An 18,768-nucleotide genomic window follows, 5' to 3' on the forward strand; every position below is an offset into this window, starting at 1 on the left:
TGCCTGACTTTCGGATTAAAGTCTTTCGCATCTGTCATAATCCTTGTTTCGATCTACTGTCCAACTTAAAAATGGATACCGTATGAGCTCCCTAAATCCAACCTTAATTACCTTTCTTTTTTATATTGTCGGCATGGTCGTGATTGGCCTGATGGCATACCGTGCGACAAACAACTTTTCTGATTACATCTTAGGGGGCCGACGTTTAGGTAGTTTCGTAACTGCACTTTCTGCAGGGGCTTCCGACATGAGTGGCTGGCTGCTGATGGGCTTGCCGGGTGCAATTTATCTTTCAGGCCTGTCTGAAATGTGGATTGCGATTGGTCTGATTATCGGTGCCTGGCTGAACTGGCTGCTGGTTGCGGGCCGTTTACGGGTCCATACCGAAGTCCAGCACAATGCTCTAACCCTACCGGACTATTTCTCGAACCGTTTTAATGATCAGAAAAAAGTACTGCGTGTGGTTTCCGCCTTCGTCATTCTGATTTTCTTTGCAATTTATTGTGCTTCAGGCATGGTGGCAGGTGCGCGGCTGTTCGAAAGTATGTTCGACATGTCTTATAGTACAGCGCTCTGGATCAGTGCGATTGCAACCATCAGTTATGTGTTTATTGGCGGCTTCCTGGCAGTTAGCTGGACCGATACCATTCAGGCTACCCTGATGATCTTCGCCCTGCTCCTTACGCCAATCGTAACCATTCTGACTTTTTCAGATATGTCCCAAGTTACACTCGCTTTGGAAGCGGCACGTCCACAGGCCATGAACTTGGTCGGTGATCTGAGTACCATCGCGATCCTGTCATTAATGGCATGGGGTTTGGGTTATTTTGGTCAGCCGCATATTTTAGTGCGTTTCATGGCCGCCGATTCAGTGAAGTCGATTCCGAATGCACGCCGTATCGGGATGACTTGGATGACCCTTTGTCTGGGTGGTGCAGTGGCCGCAGGTTTCTTTGGTATTGCCTATTTCCAGCAACATCCGGAACTCGCTGCTGTGGTGAATGCCAATCCTGAAACCGTATTTATGGAACTAACTAAAATCCTGTTTAACCCATGGATTGCTGGTGTGGTTCTGGCGGCAATTCTCGCTGCAGTGATGAGTACGCTTAGCTGTCAGTTACTGGTGTGTTCAAGTACCTTGACTGAAGACTTCTATAAATCATTCCTGCGTAAAAATGCCTCACAAAAAGAGCTGGTGTGGGTCGGTCGTTTGATGGTGCTTCTCATTGCTTTACTGGCAATCTGGATGGCTGGTAATCCTGAATCTAAAGTACTGGGTCTGGTGGCGTATGCCTGGGCAGGTTTTGGCGCTGCTTTTGGTCCATTGATTATTCTGTCTCTGTTCTGGAAACGTATGACTTTAAATGGTGCTTTGGCAGGTATGGTTGTCGGTGCATGCATGGTGATTCTGTGGAAAAATACTATTGGTGGAACAGGTCTTGGTTTTATTCCAGCCGGCATTTATGAAATTATTCCAGGCTTTATCTGTTCATGGATTGCGATTGTAGTTGTAAGTCTACTCGGCAAAGCGCCAACAGCTGAAATTACCACACGCTTTGAACAGGCAGAACGTCTGTATAATGAAAGCAAATAATTTAATATAAAAGAAAAGAGGACTTTAAGTCCACTGCTGTCCCATAGTTTACTTTAAATAAAAAAACCTGAGTCCTAACAGTTAAAATATGAGTGCAAACAAACACTTTAACGACCAGGATTCAGGTTTTGTCACATCAGAATACCGTATTTCATGAGCTAATTAAACCTGTTGTGCGACAGGATTTTGAACAACTTGCTAAAGTACACCATGTTGGACAGAAATTTAGAGCAGCTTCCCGGTGGGATCAGTTTATTGCCATATTGATGTCTCAATTCTCTTGTAGGCAAAGTCTGAGAGATATTCAATCCAATTTGGAGTGCCAACAGGAAAAGCTAAGTCATCTCGGAGCAAAGTCTATTCCCCGAAGCACGCTGGCACGAATCAATGAGCAGCAGCCTGCTGCCTTGTATCAACAGCTATTTTACAAGTTGCTTAAATACTATGACCACTCAAAAGTCGCTCATAAATTTCGCTTTAAGAATCCCTTGTATTCCTTGGATGCCAGTCATATTGACCTGTCGCTTTCCTTATGTGAATGGGCCAAAGTTCACGACTCAAAAGCCAGCATGAAACTCAGTATAGGATTGAATCACAGCAATGATATTCCTGAGTTTGTTGCAGTTGAAAATGGCAAAGAAAATGACATGGTACAAGGCCGCAAATTCCAGTTTCCTGCTGGCAGCATTGTAGTTTTTGATAAAGGCTATGTCGATTACCAATGGTATGCAAATCTGACTGCTCAAAACATTGGATTTGTCACACGTTTTAGGCCTAAATCTGTGTATCAGGTGATCCAGCAACATCCAGTGCTTGAATCCAAAGGTATTCTAAAAGATGAAACCATTCAGCTGAATAGCGCACATGCCCTAAAAAGAAAAGCCCCAGTGTTAAGAAGAATTGAATATAGAGATCAGCAAAGTGGCAAGCACTTTAGCTTTCTCAGCAATAACTTTCATTTAGCCGCCTCCACCATTGCGGCGATTTATAAAGATCGTTGGAAAGTTGAGCTGTTCTTTAAGGCGATTAAGCAGAATCTCAAATTAAAAGCGTTTCTAGGCCGCAGCAGGAACGCAATTCAGACACAAATCTGGATTGCGATGATCGCCTATTTATTGGTGAGTTTCGCTCAACATTTAGGAAAAACAGGTTGGACAGTTCAACGTTTACTCAGAATAATTCAAGTGAATTTGTTTGAAAGAAGAACTTTAAAAGCTTTATTTTCACCCGATAAAATACCCATAAAACAAGAGGAAGCTCATTTGAGCTTCCTCTTGTGAAAAATTGTGGGACAGCAATGACTTTAAGTCCTCTTTTTTATGCTCGTTTTAAGCTAATTTCAGGAAGATTAATTTATTTAAATCAGCTCTTACGTGTTAGCAGGAACTGGGTAATCTGCATCAGGTCATCAGCTTGACCTTCAAAATGATTCAGTGCAGTCATCGCCTGATCATGTAACTGCTGTGCATAGTCTTGAGCTTTCTCTAAACCCATCAATGCAGGATAAGTTGACTTCTCCACTTGTTCATCCTTGCCCGCCGTTTTACCCAGCACTTCTGTATCAGAAATAATATCCAGAATATCGTCCTGTACCTGGAAAGCTAGACCAATCGCTTGCCCGAATTCACGCAGTTTTGGAATGGCCACATCAGCCCCTTCAAAGATCGTCACCGCTGCCATCATAATCGCTGCACTGATCAAGGCTCCGGTTTTATTTCGGTGAATGGTTTCCAATGCTTCCTGATCAATTTTTTTGCCTTCGGCCTGTAAATCCAGTACCTGACCATTGACCATTTTCGAGGAAGCAGTCGCCAGAATCTGCATCTGCTTCAAGACAATCGCTGGTTCTACTGCAGGCCCCTGATCAAATAGACGACTACCCAGAATTTCAAACGCCATAGATTGCAAAATATCACCTGCCAGAAGAGCCGTATCTTCACCAAAAGCAGCATGACAGGTTGGCTGACCACGACGTAACAAGTCATTGTCCATACATGGCAGATCATCATGGGCTAGCGAATAGCAATGAATAAACTCGATCGCAACTGCGGCACGGCGTACCGCAGCATTATTCTGATTTGGTTTTAATGCGGCAGTGGCATAACAGAGTGCTGGACGTATCCGCTTTCCTCCTAGCATTACGGCATGATGTACTGCCGACTTTAACGGTTCCGGAATGGAAAAGGCTTCCAAAGCAGTCAGTAAATCGTGTTGAATCCGTTGTTGTGCTTGAGTTAGTGCATGGGTTGATACGTCAGTGATAGATGACACATTCGCCTCGAATACGTAGCCAGAATAATAAAATGACAGTTTATAAGTGCCTGTCTGTTATCAGGCATTGTACCTAGAATTGCTTTGAATTTTCAGTCTTAAATCCAAATGTTGTTTCATAATTCTGTATAGAGACTGAAAATAATCAAATCAGAAATATCTTTTTTAATAAAAAAACCACCAGAGAACTGATGGTTTTACTTAGGCTAATTTTCTCAAGGAATAATTTTAAGAGAGAACATCTTCAGGGACACGCACCCAACCTTCCATTAGCACACGAGCACTACGACTCATAATGGCTTTTTTCACTTTCCATTCCCCATTTTCCTGCACTGCTTGCGCACCCACTCTTAAGGTACCGGAAGGATGACCAAAGCGGACTGATTCACGCTCCCCGCCACCTGCAACACGATTGACCAAGGTTCCCGGAATTGCAGCAGCGGTTCCAATCGCGACAGCCGCTGTCCCCATCATGGCATGATGCAACTTACCCATCGATAAGGCACGGACCAGAATATCGCTATCTGCTTCAGTGACTTCCTTACCACTAGAGGATGTATAAGTCTTTGGCTGAGCCACAAAGGCGATCTTTGGCGTATGCTGACGTGTAACAGCTTCACTAATGTCCTGAATCAGACCCATCTGTTGAGCAGCATAGGCTCGGATAGTTTCAAACTTCACCAAGGCAGCTGCATCATTATTGATATGGTCCTGTAACTCGGTACCGTTATAGCCTAGATCTTCTGCCTTTAAGAAAACTGTCGGGATCCCGGCATTAATCATCGTCACTTCAAAGCTGCCAATATTCGGTACTTCCAGCGTATCGGTTAAATTTCTGGTCGGAAACATTGAACCGCCCTCGGCATCATCATCGGCAGGATCCAGAAATTCAATCTGTACTTCGGCTGCTGGGAAAGTTACGCCATCCAGCTCAAAATCGCCTAGTTCCTGAACCTGACCATTCTGCATCGGTACATGGGCAATAATGGTTTTCTGAATATTCGCCTGCCAGATTCGCACCGTACACAACCCATTTTCAGGAATACGTGCAGGATCGACCAGACCATTGGAAATCGCAAATGCCCCAACTGCAGCAGTCAGATTGCCACAATTACCACTCCAGTCTACAAAAGGTCGATCAATAGATACCTGTCCAAACAGATAATCCACATCATGATTTTCCTGCTGGCTTTTAGACAAAATCACGGTTTTGCTGGTACTTGAACTGGCACCGCCCATACCATCAATCTGTTTGCCATATGGATCCGGGCTGCCGATCACTCTTAATAATAGCTGATCCCGAATTCGACCTGCCTGCTGTGCAGCAACAGGTAAATCGTCCAGTTTAAAGAACACCCCCTTACTGGTACCTCCGCGCATGTAAGTGGCTGGGATTTTGATTTGGGCAGCGAAACTCATGAATACTTTCTTCCTCTGGCTTGTCTTTATTCTGATCAAAATTATTGAATATTTGTGAGACGAGTATAATCGGTTTAAAGCCAAGTAGCTGCCTTGCCCGACCTAAGTATAAAAAAACAGCATTTGTGTCGAGTTAAAAAAACAGCAAACTCATCAGTTACATTTTCAATAAAATTAATATATTGATTCACATATCTTTTATTCTATTTATTTTTATAATTTTTTTTTATAAATACGATAATAATATTTCATCCAGACGGGCGCTCTAGGCTTCTTATCTTTGTTCCATTACAATCTTTATACCTATTTCTTACATTGTCGGGCTGAACACTTTGAATAACGAGTCTTCACAACTTCAGCGTGGCTTAAAGAACCGTCATATTCAGTTGATCGCCATGGGCGGTGCAATTGGCACAGGCTTATTCTTAGGTTCCGCACAGGTGATCCAATCTGCGGGCCCTTCTATTATTCTTGGCTATGCCATTGGTGGCTTAATTGCATTCTTAATCATGCGTCAATTGGGTGAGATGATTGTTCATGAACCTGTAGCAGGTTCATTCAGCCATTTTGCTTATAAATATTGGGGTAAATTCCCTGGTTTCCTTGCGGGTTGGAACTACTGGATCTTATATATCCTGGTGGCTATGACCGAGCTCACCGCCGTTGCAAAATATATTAATTACTGGTGGCCTCATATTCCAGCCTGGACCTCAGTCCTGTTTTTCTTCATCGTAATTACGCTGGTCAATCTCGGCAATGTGAAATTCTACGGTGAATCAGAATTCTGGCTATCCATTGTGAAAGTGACTGCGGTCGTTTCCATGATTGTCTTTGGTCTCTATCTGATCCTGACCGCTGATGCATCTTCAGGGGCTTCTTTCAGTAACCTTTGGACAGCGGGCGGCTTCTTCCCGAATGGTTTCGAAGGTCTATTCTATATGCTGGCCTTCCTGATGTTTGCCTTCGGTGGAATTGAATTGATCGGAATGGCAGCAGCAGAAGCTGAAAATCCAGAAAAAACTATTCCAAAAGCGATTAATCAGGTTGTATTCCGTATTCTGGTGTTCTATGTAGGTGCATTGACGATTCTGTTGTCTTTGGTACCTTGGAACCAGTTAGAGCTTGGCGGTCTGGATAAAAGCCCGTTTGTAATGATCTTCAGCCAGCTGGGGATTGACTGGGCAGCACATCTGCTGAACTTCATCATCCTGACAGCGGCACTCTCTGTTTATAACAGTGGTATGTATGCTAATAGCCGTATGCTTTATGGTCTGGCACAGCAAGGTAATGCCCCTAAAATCTTCAAGACTGTGAACAAACAAGGCGTTCCAATTCCTGCAGTTTTGTTCTCTGCCCTGCTGATTTTCGGCTGTGTACTTCTAAACTACTTTGTTCCTGAAGATGCCTTAAGTCACCTGATTTATGTGGTGGTAGGTGCATTGGTACTGAACTGGGCCATGATTAGCTTGACCCACTTCAAGTTTATGCAAAGCATGAAGCAGTTAGGACAAAAGACCAGTTTCCCTGCATTGTGGTCACCTGCAAGTAATATTCTGGTTTTAGCTTTCATTGCAACCATTCTTTACATCATGTGGACACAAGGCTTTAAAGAATCAGTACTGATGCTTCCGATCTGGGTAGTGATCATGTTTATTCTGTTTAAGGCACTGCGCCCTAAGAATTAATCAAAAAATCTTTTAATCGATGATTTTTAAAGTTATTGCTTCGGCAATAACTTTTTTTTTGCGTTTTTTACAGTACAATAGCCTTCTTTTCGCGCCCTTAGCTTAACTGGATAGAGCAGTTGCCTCCTAAGCGACCGACGTGGGTTCGAGTCCCGCAGGGCGCACCACCCTTTCAAAATGTGATCTATACTTCAAAAAATTAGCGTTAATCTTCATATTTTTAGAATATTTTTTATACAAAAAATCATTTTTTCTCCATTATTTTATTTCTTTTACTTTCAAATACTTATTTCAAAATAAGGCCATTTTTTGGTGCAAAAACTCTATTTTGGTGCTTTTTTAGACTAATTAGTTTTTTCTAGAGCATTTACTCTTATTTTAATTGTGCTATTTTTGTCACATGGAGTAACAAATGATTGCGGATAAATACCCGAAATCTCCAAGAATTTAATAAGTGCAAACAACAACGCTAGATATAAATTTGTACCTCAAGGAAAGACGTAAATGAAATTAAAAACATTAACTACTGCAATGATTCTTGCAACTGTGCCTATGACAGGCGCATTTGCAGCAGCACTAGATCGTTCAGGCCAATCAATGGCGGCCTTCCTGCAACCAGGTAATTATTTTGAAGCAGGTATTTCAGTCCTAGATCCAGATGTATCTGGTAAAGAAGCTGGTACAAGTGAAACACGCCGTAATATCGAAGATATGGCTGGTGATTACTATTTCCCAAGCGCAGCCTTAAAATTCCAACCTACTGAAAAATTCTCAGTCGGTATTTTATATGACCAACCATATGGCGCTGATGCAGAATACCAAGGTACCAATGTCTTTACTTCAAACCCAGGTACAGACACTATTTTATCAACTGGTGCAATAAATAATATTGTACGTGCTAGAGCAGTTGAAGCTCTTGAAGCTCTAGGAGCGCCAGTAAATGAGCAAACTCTAGCAGGTGCTGAAGCACAAGTTAGAAATAGCGCTGAATTCCAACAATTGTCTGGAGCTTTGGCTGCAGGTAATAATTTCTTAGGCGAAGGCAATACTAAAGTTGAAGTAGATACTCAAAACCTATCTTTAGTTTTTGGTTACCAACCGACTGAAAACTGGAATATCTACGGTGGTGGTGTCTATCAAACCGTTAAAGGGAATCTAAGCTTACGCGGTCAAGCATATAGTCTTTTCAATGGTTATGATGCGACATTTAAAGAAACAAGTGGTACAGGCTGGTTAGCAGGTTTAGCCTTCCAAATCCCAGATATTGCTTTAAAAGCTTCTGTAACTTATCGTTCAGAAATTGACCATGATGTTTCAGCTTCTGAAGACTTATCACTTTTAAACTTCCCTTTACTAACAACTGTATTAGGTGGTTTAGGTGTTTCTCCTGCCCAGCTTGCTACTTTAGATGATTCAGGCAAAACTAAAATTACTACACCTCAATCTGTAAACTTGGATTTCCAAACAGGTGTAATGGCAAATACTGTAGCTTTCGCTAATGTACGCTGGGTAGACTGGTCAAACTTTTCTATTCGCCCTTACCAATTTGGCAATGTAAGTGAAGCTGTAGGCCCTCTAGTAGGTCGTCCAGATGGCTTTAATCTGGTTGAATATGAAGATGACCAAATTTCAGCAACTGTAGGTGTAGGTCGCAAGTTTAATGACCTATGGGCTGGTAACGTATCAGTAGGTTGGGATTCTGGTGCAGGCAACCCTGTATCTACACTTGGTCCAACTGAAGGTTACTGGAATGTTGGCCTAGGTCTTCAATACAGCCCAACACCAGCCACTTTCATTGCTGGTGGTGTAAAATACTTCATGTTAGGTGATGCAAAAGCACAAACAGGTGCACAAGCCGGTGGTCCTGAATATGTTGCTGAATTCGAAGATAACGATGCATGGGCATACGGTCTGAAAATCGGCTACCGTTTCTAATTCCTGATAGTTAATAAAGACCACCTTCGGGTGGTTTTTATTATCCCAATTATATTTTTATACACCTGTATACTATTCGATGCTTTTATCACCAATCAAATTTTGCCTAAATTCAGTTTTGAATATATTTTAATAAAAATTATTATTTGTTTATTTTCATTAAGTTAATCAAAGAAATATAGTATAAATACTCTAAGCAATCATTTTTTATAACCGCCATAGTTCATTTCTTGGACGAAGTGGAGCATTTACTCTTTTTAAATTTGTGTTACTTTTCCACAACTTTTATTAATATTTATGCAACATTGTCAAGGATGAGCCATGAAGCTTAAGCCAATCTCTATCGCTATTCTTCTTTCTAGCCTGCCTACTTCTCTCGTGTTCGCTGCCGGTTTAGACCGTTCAGGCCAGTCTATTCAGGCTTTTTTACAACCTGGTAACTATGCAGAAGCAGGAATTTCTGTTCTTGATCCAACTGTGAAAGGGACATCTAAAGTATCTGCTTTTGAAGGTGAAAAAATTAACGACATGGGGGAAGATTACTATTTCCCCTCTGCTGCAATTAAAGTTCAAGCAACAGACAAAATTTCTTTAGGCTTGATCTATGATCAACCTTTTGGAGCAGATGCAACATACGCTGAAACTGCTGGTTCTTTTGGTAATGGTGTAGAAGGTACATCAGTTGATGTTGACACACATAATTTAACTGCCCTCATTGGTTATCAACCTACAGAAAACTGGAATTTCTATGCTGGTCCAGTGTGGCAAACTGTTGAGGCTGATATTAAATTACGGGGGGGTGCTTATTCTTTATTAAGTGGCTATAACATTCAGCTTAAACAAGAAGAAGCCTTTGGATGGCTTGCTGGATTTGCTTATCAAATTCCTGAAATTGCATTAAAAGCTTCTGTTACCTATCGTTCAGAAATTAAGCATAAAGCAAAATCTTCTGAACAGTCTGATTTAGCTCTTTTAGGACAACAACTTCCTGATGCAGGTCATCCTTTAAGTCCAGCAAAACCATTATTGGCGACTTTAGGTGAAAGAGAAAGCACTGTTGAGGCGGTTACACCTCAGTCGGTAAATATTGATCTACAGTCAGGTATCGCTCAAAATACTATTGCTTTTGCAAATCTTCGTTGGGTTCATTGGGACCAATTTGCTGTGACACCATCTTTACTCGCTCAAGCTTCAGCCTTGGCAAAAGGAAAAGCACAAAATCTGATCGATTACTCTAATGATCAATGGTCAGCAACAGTCGGTGTAGGTCGCAAATTCAATAATAAATGGTCAGGTTCAGCTTCTGTAGGTTATGACTCAGGTGCAGGCAACCCTGTAACGACTTTAGGTCCAACTGAAGGTTACTGGAATGTAGGCTTAGGTGCTCAATATAGCCCTGCTGAGAATTACTTTATTCAGGCTGGCGTAAAATATTTCTGGTTAGGCGATGCCCAAGCACAAACTGGCGGTACTATTGTAGGTGATTTTGAAGACAACCATGCCATGGGTTATGGCCTAAAAATCGGCTACCGTTTCTAAGCAATAAAGAGTTTTACTCTAATAAAAAAAGGCACCCTTTGGTCATTGCTGTCCCACAATTTTTCACAAGAGGAAGCTCAAATGAGCTTCCTCTTGTTTTATGGGTATTTTATCGGGTGAAAATAAAGCTTTTAAAGTTCTTCTTTCAAACAAATTCACTTGAATTATTCTGAGTAAACGTTGAACTGTCCAACCTGTTTTTCCTAAATGTTGAGCGAAACTCACCAATAAATAGGCGATCATCGCAATCCAGATTTGTGTCTGAATTGCGTTCCTGCTGCGGCCTAGAAACGCTTTTAATTTGAGATTCTGCTTAATCGCCTTAAAGAACAGCTCAACTTTCCAACGATCTTTATAAATCGCCGCAATGGTGGAGGCGGCTAAATGAAAGTTATTGCTGAGAAAGCTAAAGTGCTTGCCACTTTGCTGATCTCTATATTCAATTCTTCTTAACACTGGGGCTTTTCTTTTTAGGGCATGTGCGCTATTCAGCTGAATGGTTTCATCTTTTAGAATACCTTTGGATTCAAGCACTGGATGTTGCTGGATCACCTGATACACAGATTTAGGCCTAAAACGTGTGACAAATCCAATGTTTTGAGCAGTCAGATTTGCATACCATTGGTAATCGACATAGCCTTTATCAAAAACTACAATGCTGCCAGCAGGAAACTGGAATTTGCGGCCTTGTACCATGTCATTTTCTTTGCCATTTTCAACTGCAACAAACTCAGGAATATCATTGCTGTGATTCAATCCTATACTGAGTTTCATGCTGGCTTTTGAGTCGTGAACTTTGGCCCATTCACATAAGGAAAGCGACAGGTCAATATGACTGGCATCCAAGGAATACAAGGGATTCTTAAAGCGAAATTTATGAGCGACTTTTGAGTGGTCATAGTATTTAAGCAACTTGTAAAATAGCTGTTGATACAAGGCAGCAGGCTGCTGCTCATTGATTCGTGCCAGCGTGCTTCGGGGAATAGACTTTGCTCCGAGATGACTTAGCTTTTCCTGTTGGCACTCCAAATTGGATTGAATATCTCTCAGACTTTGCCTACAAGAGAATTGAGACATCAATATGGCAATAAACTGATCCCACCGGGAAGCTGCTCTAAATTTCTGTCCAACATGGTGTACTTTAGCAAGTTGTTCAAAATCCTGTCGCACAACAGGTTTAATTAGCTCATGAAATACGGTATTCTGATGTGACAAAACCTGAATCCTGGTCGTTAAAGTGTTTGTTTGCACTCATATTTTAACTGTTAGGACTCAGGTTTTTTTATTTAAAGCAAACTATGGGACAGCAGTGACCCTTTGGTGCCTTTTTTTATTTCAAACTTAAAAATTAAGCTGGAATATTACGTACTGATGCGTTACGGATTGCTTCTTTCAATGCGTCATAACCATGAATTGGCGGGAATTGCGGGAATTCTGCAATCACATTCGCTGGCGCATCGAACAGGAAGCCATGATCTGCTTCACCTAGCATCGTGGTATCGTTATATGAATCACCGGCTGCAATCACACGGAAGTTCAAGCCATGTAATGCTTTTACGGCTTGACGTTTTTGGTCCGGCTGACGAAGTTTATAAGCAGTGATCATGCCCTCTTCATCAGTTTCCAGCTTATGACAGAAAATCGTTGGCCAGCCTAGTTGCTTCATTAGAGGATGAGCAAATTCATAGAAAGTGTCAGACAGAATAATCAGCTGAAAATGAGTACTTACCCATTCTACAAATTCCTTGGCGCCTTCAAATGGCCCCATATCCGCAATCACAGCCTGAATATCATTTAAACCTAAACCATGCTGTTTTAAAATATTCAAACGCTGGGTCATCAACACATCATAGTCAGGAATATCACGTGTCGTTGCTTCGAGCTCTTTAATACCTGTTTTTTTAGCGAAATTGATCCAGATTTCTGGAACCAAAACGCCCTCTAGATCTAGACATACGACTTCCATGAAGCATCCCCTCAGTTGTATTGAAAAAATTTTGCCCTATCATAGCTGAAGAAAAAGATTTTGCACTGTTCTTTTTTAAATCTGTTTTTTTCATAAGTATTTATTTTTTAGTGATAAGTAGCTTTGGGCATTTCTATTAAAATAGAATAAATCTGAAATAAATTCATATAGGCCACGTCATTTCCAAGCCTATGTCGCCAGGACTCATATGACCAAAATCCCCACTATTGCTATGGTAGATGCGCTCGCATCTGAATATGCAGATAAATCACCAAGTGAAATTTTAGCGCTTGCTCTCGACCAGGAAGGCGAAATTGCAATTTCATTTTCTGGTGCAGAAGATGTTGTACTGATTGATATGGCATCGCATTTAGGTAAACCTTTCCGGGTATTTAGCCTGGATACAGGGCGTCTGCATGCTGAGACTTATCAATTTATTGAAAAGGTTCGCCAGCACTATAATATTGATATCGAAATCTGCTTCCCGGAAACAGATGCAATTCAACAACTGACGACTGAAAAAGGCCTGTTCAGTTTCTACCGTGACGGCCATCAGGAATGTTGTGGAATCCGCAAGGTACAACCTTTACGTAAAAAACTGGCAACTTTAGATGGTTGGATTACCGGTCAGCGTAAAGACCAAAGCCCGGGAACACGTAATGACATTCCAGTGGTTCAATCTGATGAAGGTTTTTCTGGTCCAGGCAAACAGCTGATTAAATATAATCCCCTTGCCAACTGGTCTAGTGCAGATGTGTGGAATTATATCCGAATGATGGAAATTCCATACAACCCACTACATGAAAAAGGTTTTATCTCCATTGGCTGTGAACCTTGTACCCGTTCTGTGCTGCCAAATCAGCATGAACGTGAAGGACGCTGGTGGTGGGAAGAAGCCACCCATAAAGAATGTGGCTTGCATGCCGGGAACTTGAAAAAATAATCTTAAAAAACCATCCGTTCGTCGGGTGGTTTTTTTGTGAACCAATCGGCTACAGAAAAATCAGTACCTTTATGCGACAAAATCGCTATACTTTGTAATGTGATACCAATAATTCTAACAAGGTTGCTTATACATGAGCAGCTGAAGAAAATGCAGTGAGGCAATCTACGCTATGCGTCCATTACATCCGATTGACTTTATTTTTTTGTCTTTAGAGAAACGGCAGCAGCCTATGCATGTAGGCGGGTTATTTTTGTTTCAAATTCCTGACAATGCACCAGCCTCTTTTATCCGGGATCTGGTGACTGATATTCGCAATTCCAAATCCTCACCGATTCCTCCATTTAATAACTATTTAAACGGTTTATTTTGGGATGAAGATGAAGAGTTTGATTTAGATCATCATTTTCGTCATATTGCCTTACCGAAACCTGGGCGTATCCGCGAGCTGCTGACTTATATTTCCCAAGAACACAGCGCACTGATTGACCGCGCTAAACCTTTATGGACCTGTCATATTATTGAAGGCATTGAAGGCAACCGTTTTGCCATGTACTTCAAGATTCACCATGCGATGGTAGATGGTATTGCAGGCATGCGTCTGGTAGAAAAATCACTTTCCCATGATCCACATGCGAAAAGTATTGTGCCACCTTGGTGTGTAGAAGGTCCACGAGCAAAACGTCTGAAAGCGCCGAAAGTCAGCCGCATGAAGAATGTTCTACAGGCGATTAAAGGCCAGCTGGAATGTACGCCACGAGTGGCTTATGAATTATCGCAAACCGTACTGAAAGATATGGGGCGTAATCCGGATTATGTGTCCAGCTTTCAAGCACCAAGTTCTATTTTAAATCAGCGTGTCAGTGCCTCACGTCGTTTCGCAGCCCAATCTTTTGAATTCTCACGTTTACGTCATATTTCTAAAGCTTTAGGTGTAACGATTAATGATATCGTGTTAGCGATCTGTTCAGGTGCCTTACGCGAATATTTACTCACACAAAATGCCTTGCCGAAAAAACCATTAATTGCAATGGTGCCCGCTTCTGTACGTAGCGATGACTCCGATGTTTCCAACCGTATTACCATGATTCTGGCGAATCTGGGCACGCATAAGGATGATCCTTTGGAGCGTCTTAAAACGGTACGTCGCAGTGTACTCAGTGCTAAAGAACGCTTTAAGCGCATGAATGCCAATCAAATTCTGAACTATAGTGCCTTTGTCTACGGCCTTGCAGGATTCAATATTGCATCTGGCTTAATGCCAAAACGTCAGGCATTTAACGTGATCATTTCCAATGTCCCTGGTCCTCAGGAACCTCTGTACTGGAATGGTGCGCGCTTGGAAGCCTTATATCCGGCTTCGATTGTACTGGATGGACAAGCATTGAATATCACCATGACCAGTTATATGGACAAACTTGAAGTAGGTCTTACCGCTTGCCGTAATGCTTTACCCAAAATGCAGAACCTGCTGACTCATCTTGAAGAAGAAATTCAACGCTTCGAATGGATTGTGAATGGTGAATCCGTCCCAAAGTTGAAAGCGGTCAGTTAGCCGCGGACGAATAAAATCTGGCAATGGACTGCTAAAAAGTGTGTGAGCACTTTTGCCAATCATTTAGTAAAAAATAAAGGGGCAATTTAAGCCCCTTAATTTTATTCTTTTTACAGTTTGAATGAAATTTACACAACTGCAATCTATTTTGGTTTAATTAACTTTTAATAGTACGACACTGTTTTAATAACTGATGGCAAACAGAGCGAATCATAGAAGCTGTAATCTGAACTTCATTCCCGCGTTCATCCACAATATACCCTGCATGCACAGCCTTTGGTTCTAATACGTGTTTCAAGCTTTTATTGATTACAACTTTACTCATACTCATCATAGACTCCTTTTGCTAAGCCTAGAACTGGGAGAAAGGCTTTGGCTAATTTGATGTTTCTAGTATTGTAAATATCAGTAGAGTTGTAAAATTTCAGATGTAACAAGTGTTTAACGATATTCTGTTACAATTTCAGCTGAGAATGATATCGTATTGCTCTTGCGTGTATAAATTTTCGACCTGGAATTTAATTACACGATTAATAAAGTGTTCCAGATCCGCCACAGCCGGGGCTTCTGCAGTCAACAGCCGATCAATCACTGCCGGATGGGCAACCACAGTAAAGCCACTTTGTGATTCATAAGCGCGAGCATAGCGCAAGATTTCCCGAAAGATTTCGTAACACACTGATTCTGCTGTTTTCACATATCCACGTCCCTGACAGGTCGGACAGGACTCGCATAACAAGTGTTCCAAAGACTCACGGGTACGCTTACGCGTCATCTCCACCAGCCCCAGTTCAGACACCTGGGTGATCTTGGTTTTGGCATGATCACGTTCCAACATTTTCACAAACTGGTTCATCACTTCTTCACGGTGCTGGGCTTCCTGCATGTCAATGAAGTCGATGATGATAATACCGCCCAGATTACGCAGACGCAGCTGACGTGCAATGACCTGTGTGGCTTCCATATTGGTTTTAAAAACCGTATCTTCTAGCGAGCGACCACCGACATAGGAGCCGGTATTGACGTCAATCGTAGTCATGGCTTCGGTCTGATCAATCATCAGATAACCACCGGACTTCAGTGCTACACGGGTTTGTAAAGCTTTTTGCAGATCTTCTTCGACATTGTACAAATCGAAAATTGGTCGCTCGCCCGGATAATGCAGTAAACGATCTTTCATATTCGGCACGAACTCATCCACAAACTCTTTCAACTTGCCGTGAATTTCGCGTGAATCGATATAGATCTTTTCGGTTTCTTCATTGGCAAGATCACGAATAACACGCTGTGGCAAAGGCAGCTCTTCAAAGATCAATGAAGGCACTGCGATGACTTTTTGTTTGCGCTGAATGTATTCCCAGAGTTTAGCCAGATAAGCCATATCCTGTGCAATCGCTTCTTCCTCAATGCCGTCAGCGGCAGTACGGACAATGACGGAACCTGGCAGCTTGTGTTCTGCCTGAATACGCTCAATGATCGAGCGTAAACGATTGCGTTCATCTTCGGATTCTATGCGCTGCGATACGCCAATATGATTGCCATATGGCATCAGAACTAAATAACGTGAAGGAATAGAAAGATCAGTAGACAGACGTGCGCCCTTGGTGCCGAGCATGTCTTTCATCACCTGAACGGTAAGAATCAGACCCGGCTGCAACAGCTCGAATACATTCGGTGTTGGCTGGTTACGTGGCCAGACCATGTCATTGATATGCAAAAATGCCGTTCTGGACAGGCCGATATCGACAAAAGCGGCCTGCATGCCCGGCAAGACCCGGACCACTTTACCTTTATAGATATTCCCGACCAATCCGCGCTTGGCCGTACGCTCGACAAACAGTTCATTCACCGTGCCGTTTTCAATCAACGCCACCCGACACTCCATCGGTGTGACGTTAATCAACAACTCGTCAGACATAACAACACTCAAAACATTATAAGAATTCTTTTTCAGCAGTTAATTTAGTGCCTTAACCGTCTGCAATAACTGTACTGTTTCATATAGTGGCAACCCCACTACATTAGAATAACTACCTTCTATTCTTGGAATATAACGCGCTGCAATTCCCTGTATTGCATAGGCGCCTGCTTTCCCAAGCGGCTCACCTGTTGCCCAGTAACTTTCCATATCATGGCTATTTAGTGGCTGAAATTCAACCTGTGTACGGACTACTATACTGTATTTTTCTTCTTTTGTGCGGACGCACACCCCAGTATACACATCATGCCATCTTCCTGAAATTTTCTCCCACATTTCAAAGGCATGCTGTTTGGATTCAGGTTTCCCCAAAATCTCATTATTAACCCCTAAACTGGTATCCGCAGCAATAATAATGGCATCCGGATACAGCCTGGCCACCGCTTCCGCTTTGACTTGCGCCAGACGTTCGACATAGGCTGCAATGGACTCATTTTCCAGTACAGATTCGTCTACATCTGGGCTACAGATCTCAAAGTTCAGCCCGAGTTGCTGCAAAAGTTCACGGCGTCGGGGTGAGCTGGAAGCGAGGATTAAATGCGCCATTTTCTCAAAAAGTAATAAAGCACTGGCCATATGATGACACTAGTCAGCATGGGAATCCAATGTCGTGCAAATGAGAATTGTACGCCGGTCGAAATCTGGGCAAAAAAGATAATCATCAAATGTGCCAGAATCGCAATTGTCGTGATGACCCATAAATTAGCAAAGGTCAGAATACGGCGCTCACGGGTCAGGAAGCGTGCCACAAAAGCAATGATGATAAAGCTGAGTGCATTGAGACCTAAGGGCGCATCAAGTAGTAAATCAATGAAGATCCCGGTGGCAAATGCAAACCAGATCCCGCACCAGGTCGGTTGACACAATACCCAGAACAGCATGACCATTAACATAAATAATGGACGCCATCCCGAGGTCTCGTAAGACAGTGGATAGACTGAGAGGACAGAAGCCACAATCACTGAAATGACAATAGCAAATAAAGGATCACGATGTGTTTTAGGTCGCATCTTAGCGATTGACATGCGGTTGCTCCATCGCTAATGAGTCAGAGAACAGCACGACGACATGATGACCACCCGCCAGTTGCGCAGCTGGTGTCACATCAATTTGGGCAAATTCCCCTGAATTATGCCGTTTCACGTTGGATACCGTTCCCACCAGATAACCTGCCGGAAAATGCTGTCCCAGACCTGAACTGTAAACTTTTTCACCAACTTTGATATTGGCGCTGGTCGGTACATATTCCATTTTCAAGCGTCCCAGATCCCCGGTTCCCGAGACAATGGCACGCATGCCGGTATGTTCCAGACGTACAGACAAGGAGTGTTCTTTATCAGAGAGCAGCATGACCCGGCTACTATGCGGATAGACATCAATAATCTGTCCCATAATCCCCATGTCATCCAGTACGGTCTGACCGACTTTCAGCTTGTTATTGGAACCACGGTTGATCACGATGATATGGCGCAACGGATCAGCATCGGTACCAATCACCTCAGCAATTTCCATACGTCCATCAAGAATCAGAGGGGTATCTAAAAGACCGCGCAAACGGGTATTTTCTGCAGAAAGCTCTGCAATTTTTTGTAGGCGAACTTGCGCCTGCAATAGCTCAGCCCGCATCGCGGTGTTCTCACGACGCAGTTGTGCTTCAGATTTGGTTTGTTGATTCAGCCATTCTCGCGACAGTACCGGATAGCTGGCCACGGCATAAATGGGATTATAGGCCGCGTACAAGACATCCCTTGCAGGTTGAACAACATGTGGCATGCGCCAGTCAAAGAATAGCACCACCAGACATGTTATCAGTGCAATGATAAAAGAGCGAAAAGATGGCGGTTGTCGAGAAAACAGATGTGCTTGCACCCGCCGAATCCTTG

At 42.6% G+C, this 18,768-nt stretch carries 16 protein-coding genes and 1 tRNA gene; 8 read left to right on the forward strand and 9 right to left on the reverse strand.

The window, feature by feature from the left end:
• The first annotated feature begins 82 nt into the window (after positions 1 to 82).
• Positions 83 to 1,594 (forward strand): sodium/proline symporter PutP, encoded by a 1,512-nt coding sequence (gene putP / locus AC4MCC_RS10835; protein ID WP_200229996.1) that lies wholly within the window; start codon positions 83 to 85, stop codon positions 1,592 to 1,594.
• Positions 1,595 to 1,722: 128 nt separating this feature from the next.
• Positions 1,723 to 2,874 (forward strand): IS4-like element ISAbe18 family transposase, encoded by a 1,152-nt coding sequence (locus tag AC4MCC_RS10840; RefSeq protein WP_194088144.1) that lies wholly within the window; start codon positions 1,723 to 1,725, stop codon positions 2,872 to 2,874.
• Positions 2,875 to 2,956: 82 nt separating this feature from the next.
• Here AC4MCC_RS10840 and AC4MCC_RS10845 read toward each other — a convergent pair whose 3' ends face one another.
• Together AC4MCC_RS10845 and prpF are read right to left on the reverse strand one after the other, a co-directional pair.
• A complete protein-coding gene (locus AC4MCC_RS10845) occupies positions 2,957 to 3,865 on the reverse strand; it encodes a polyprenyl synthetase family protein (protein WP_419363184.1) in 909 nt (302 codons plus the stop codon).
• Between the two features lie 228 nt (positions 3,866 to 4,093).
• On the reverse strand, positions 4,094 to 5,284 hold the full coding sequence (prpF, locus tag AC4MCC_RS10850) for a 2-methylaconitate cis-trans isomerase PrpF (protein WP_491885265.1): 1,191 nt from the start codon (positions 5,282 to 5,284) through the stop codon (positions 4,094 to 4,096).
• Positions 5,285 to 5,616: 332 nt separating this feature from the next.
• Between prpF and AC4MCC_RS10855 the strand changes: the two genes are divergently transcribed.
• The 4 genes from AC4MCC_RS10855 (at position 5,617) to AC4MCC_RS10870 (ending at position 10,443) form a co-directional block, all read left to right on the forward strand.
• Positions 5,617 to 6,969 carry an amino acid permease gene (locus AC4MCC_RS10855; protein WP_166139632.1) on the forward strand — a complete coding sequence of 451 codons (1,353 nt, stop codon included), beginning with the start codon at positions 5,617 to 5,619 and terminating at the stop codon, positions 6,967 to 6,969.
• 91 nt (positions 6,970 to 7,060) lie between these two features.
• Positions 7,061 to 7,136, forward strand: a tRNA-Arg gene (locus tag AC4MCC_RS10860).
• Between the two features lie 337 nt (positions 7,137 to 7,473).
• Complete coding sequence (locus AC4MCC_RS10865; protein WP_491885266.1) at positions 7,474 to 8,904, forward strand: outer membrane protein transport protein; 1,431 nt, start codon at positions 7,474 to 7,476, stop codon at positions 8,902 to 8,904.
• 321 nt (positions 8,905 to 9,225) lie between these two features.
• Positions 9,226 to 10,443 carry an OmpP1/FadL family transporter gene (locus AC4MCC_RS10870; protein WP_180002473.1) on the forward strand — a complete coding sequence of 406 codons (1,218 nt, stop codon included), beginning with the start codon at positions 9,226 to 9,228 and terminating at the stop codon, positions 10,441 to 10,443.
• Between the two features lie 63 nt (positions 10,444 to 10,506).
• On the opposite strand, the gene AC4MCC_RS10875 is transcribed toward AC4MCC_RS10870, so the two are convergent.
• Together AC4MCC_RS10875 and thrH are read right to left on the reverse strand one after the other, a co-directional pair.
• On the reverse strand, positions 10,507 to 11,658 hold the full coding sequence (locus tag AC4MCC_RS10875) for an IS4-like element ISAbe18 family transposase (RefSeq protein WP_194088144.1): 1,152 nt from the start codon (positions 11,656 to 11,658) through the stop codon (positions 10,507 to 10,509).
• A 133-nt stretch (positions 11,659 to 11,791) separates the two neighbouring features.
• The gene (thrH, locus tag AC4MCC_RS10880; RefSeq protein ID WP_432241978.1) at positions 11,792 to 12,409 is read right to left on the reverse strand and encodes a bifunctional phosphoserine phosphatase/homoserine phosphotransferase ThrH; all 618 of its coding nucleotides are present in this window, start codon (positions 12,407 to 12,409) and stop codon (positions 11,792 to 11,794) included.
• Positions 12,410 to 12,617: 208 nt separating this feature from the next.
• Here thrH and AC4MCC_RS10885 point away from each other — a divergent pair, with 208 nt between their 5' ends.
• Both AC4MCC_RS10885 and AC4MCC_RS10890 read left to right on the forward strand, forming a co-directional pair.
• Entirely contained in the window at positions 12,618 to 13,352 is a 735-nt protein-coding gene (locus AC4MCC_RS10885; RefSeq protein WP_491885267.1) for a phosphoadenylyl-sulfate reductase, read from the forward strand.
• Positions 13,353 to 13,524: 172 nt separating this feature from the next.
• The gene (locus AC4MCC_RS10890; protein ID WP_491885268.1) at positions 13,525 to 14,907 is read left to right on the forward strand and encodes a WS/DGAT/MGAT family O-acyltransferase; all 1,383 of its coding nucleotides are present in this window, start codon (positions 13,525 to 13,527) and stop codon (positions 14,905 to 14,907) included.
• Positions 14,908 to 15,064: 157 nt separating this feature from the next.
• Here AC4MCC_RS10890 and AC4MCC_RS10895 read toward each other — a convergent pair whose 3' ends face one another.
• The 5 genes from AC4MCC_RS10895 to mreC all read right to left on the reverse strand — a co-directional run bounded on the left by AC4MCC_RS10895 (position 15,065) and on the right by mreC (position 18,754).
• Entirely contained in the window at positions 15,065 to 15,238 is a 174-nt protein-coding gene (locus AC4MCC_RS10895) for a PA1571 family protein (protein WP_004783090.1), read from the reverse strand.
• A gap of 132 nt (positions 15,239 to 15,370) precedes the next feature.
• The gene (gene rng / locus AC4MCC_RS10900) at positions 15,371 to 16,825 is read right to left on the reverse strand and encodes a ribonuclease G (protein ID WP_005234484.1); all 1,455 of its coding nucleotides are present in this window, start codon (positions 16,823 to 16,825) and stop codon (positions 15,371 to 15,373) included.
• Between the two features lie 39 nt (positions 16,826 to 16,864).
• Positions 16,865 to 17,431 (reverse strand): Maf family nucleotide pyrophosphatase, encoded by a 567-nt coding sequence (locus tag AC4MCC_RS10905; protein WP_159122853.1) that lies wholly within the window; start codon positions 17,429 to 17,431, stop codon positions 16,865 to 16,867.
• The gene (gene mreD / locus AC4MCC_RS10910; protein WP_004783095.1) at positions 17,419 to 17,910 is read right to left on the reverse strand and encodes a rod shape-determining protein MreD; all 492 of its coding nucleotides are present in this window, start codon (positions 17,908 to 17,910) and stop codon (positions 17,419 to 17,421) included. Before mreD ends, AC4MCC_RS10905 begins: the two co-directional genes overlap by 13 nt.
• The gene (mreC, locus tag AC4MCC_RS10915) at positions 17,897 to 18,754 is read right to left on the reverse strand and encodes a rod shape-determining protein MreC (RefSeq protein WP_004783097.1); all 858 of its coding nucleotides are present in this window, start codon (positions 18,752 to 18,754) and stop codon (positions 17,897 to 17,899) included. Before mreC ends, mreD begins: the two co-directional genes overlap by 14 nt.
• Between the last annotated feature and the right edge of the window lie 14 nt (positions 18,755 to 18,768).

It is taken from the genome of Acinetobacter sp. CAU_H_56, from assembly GCF_058599425.1.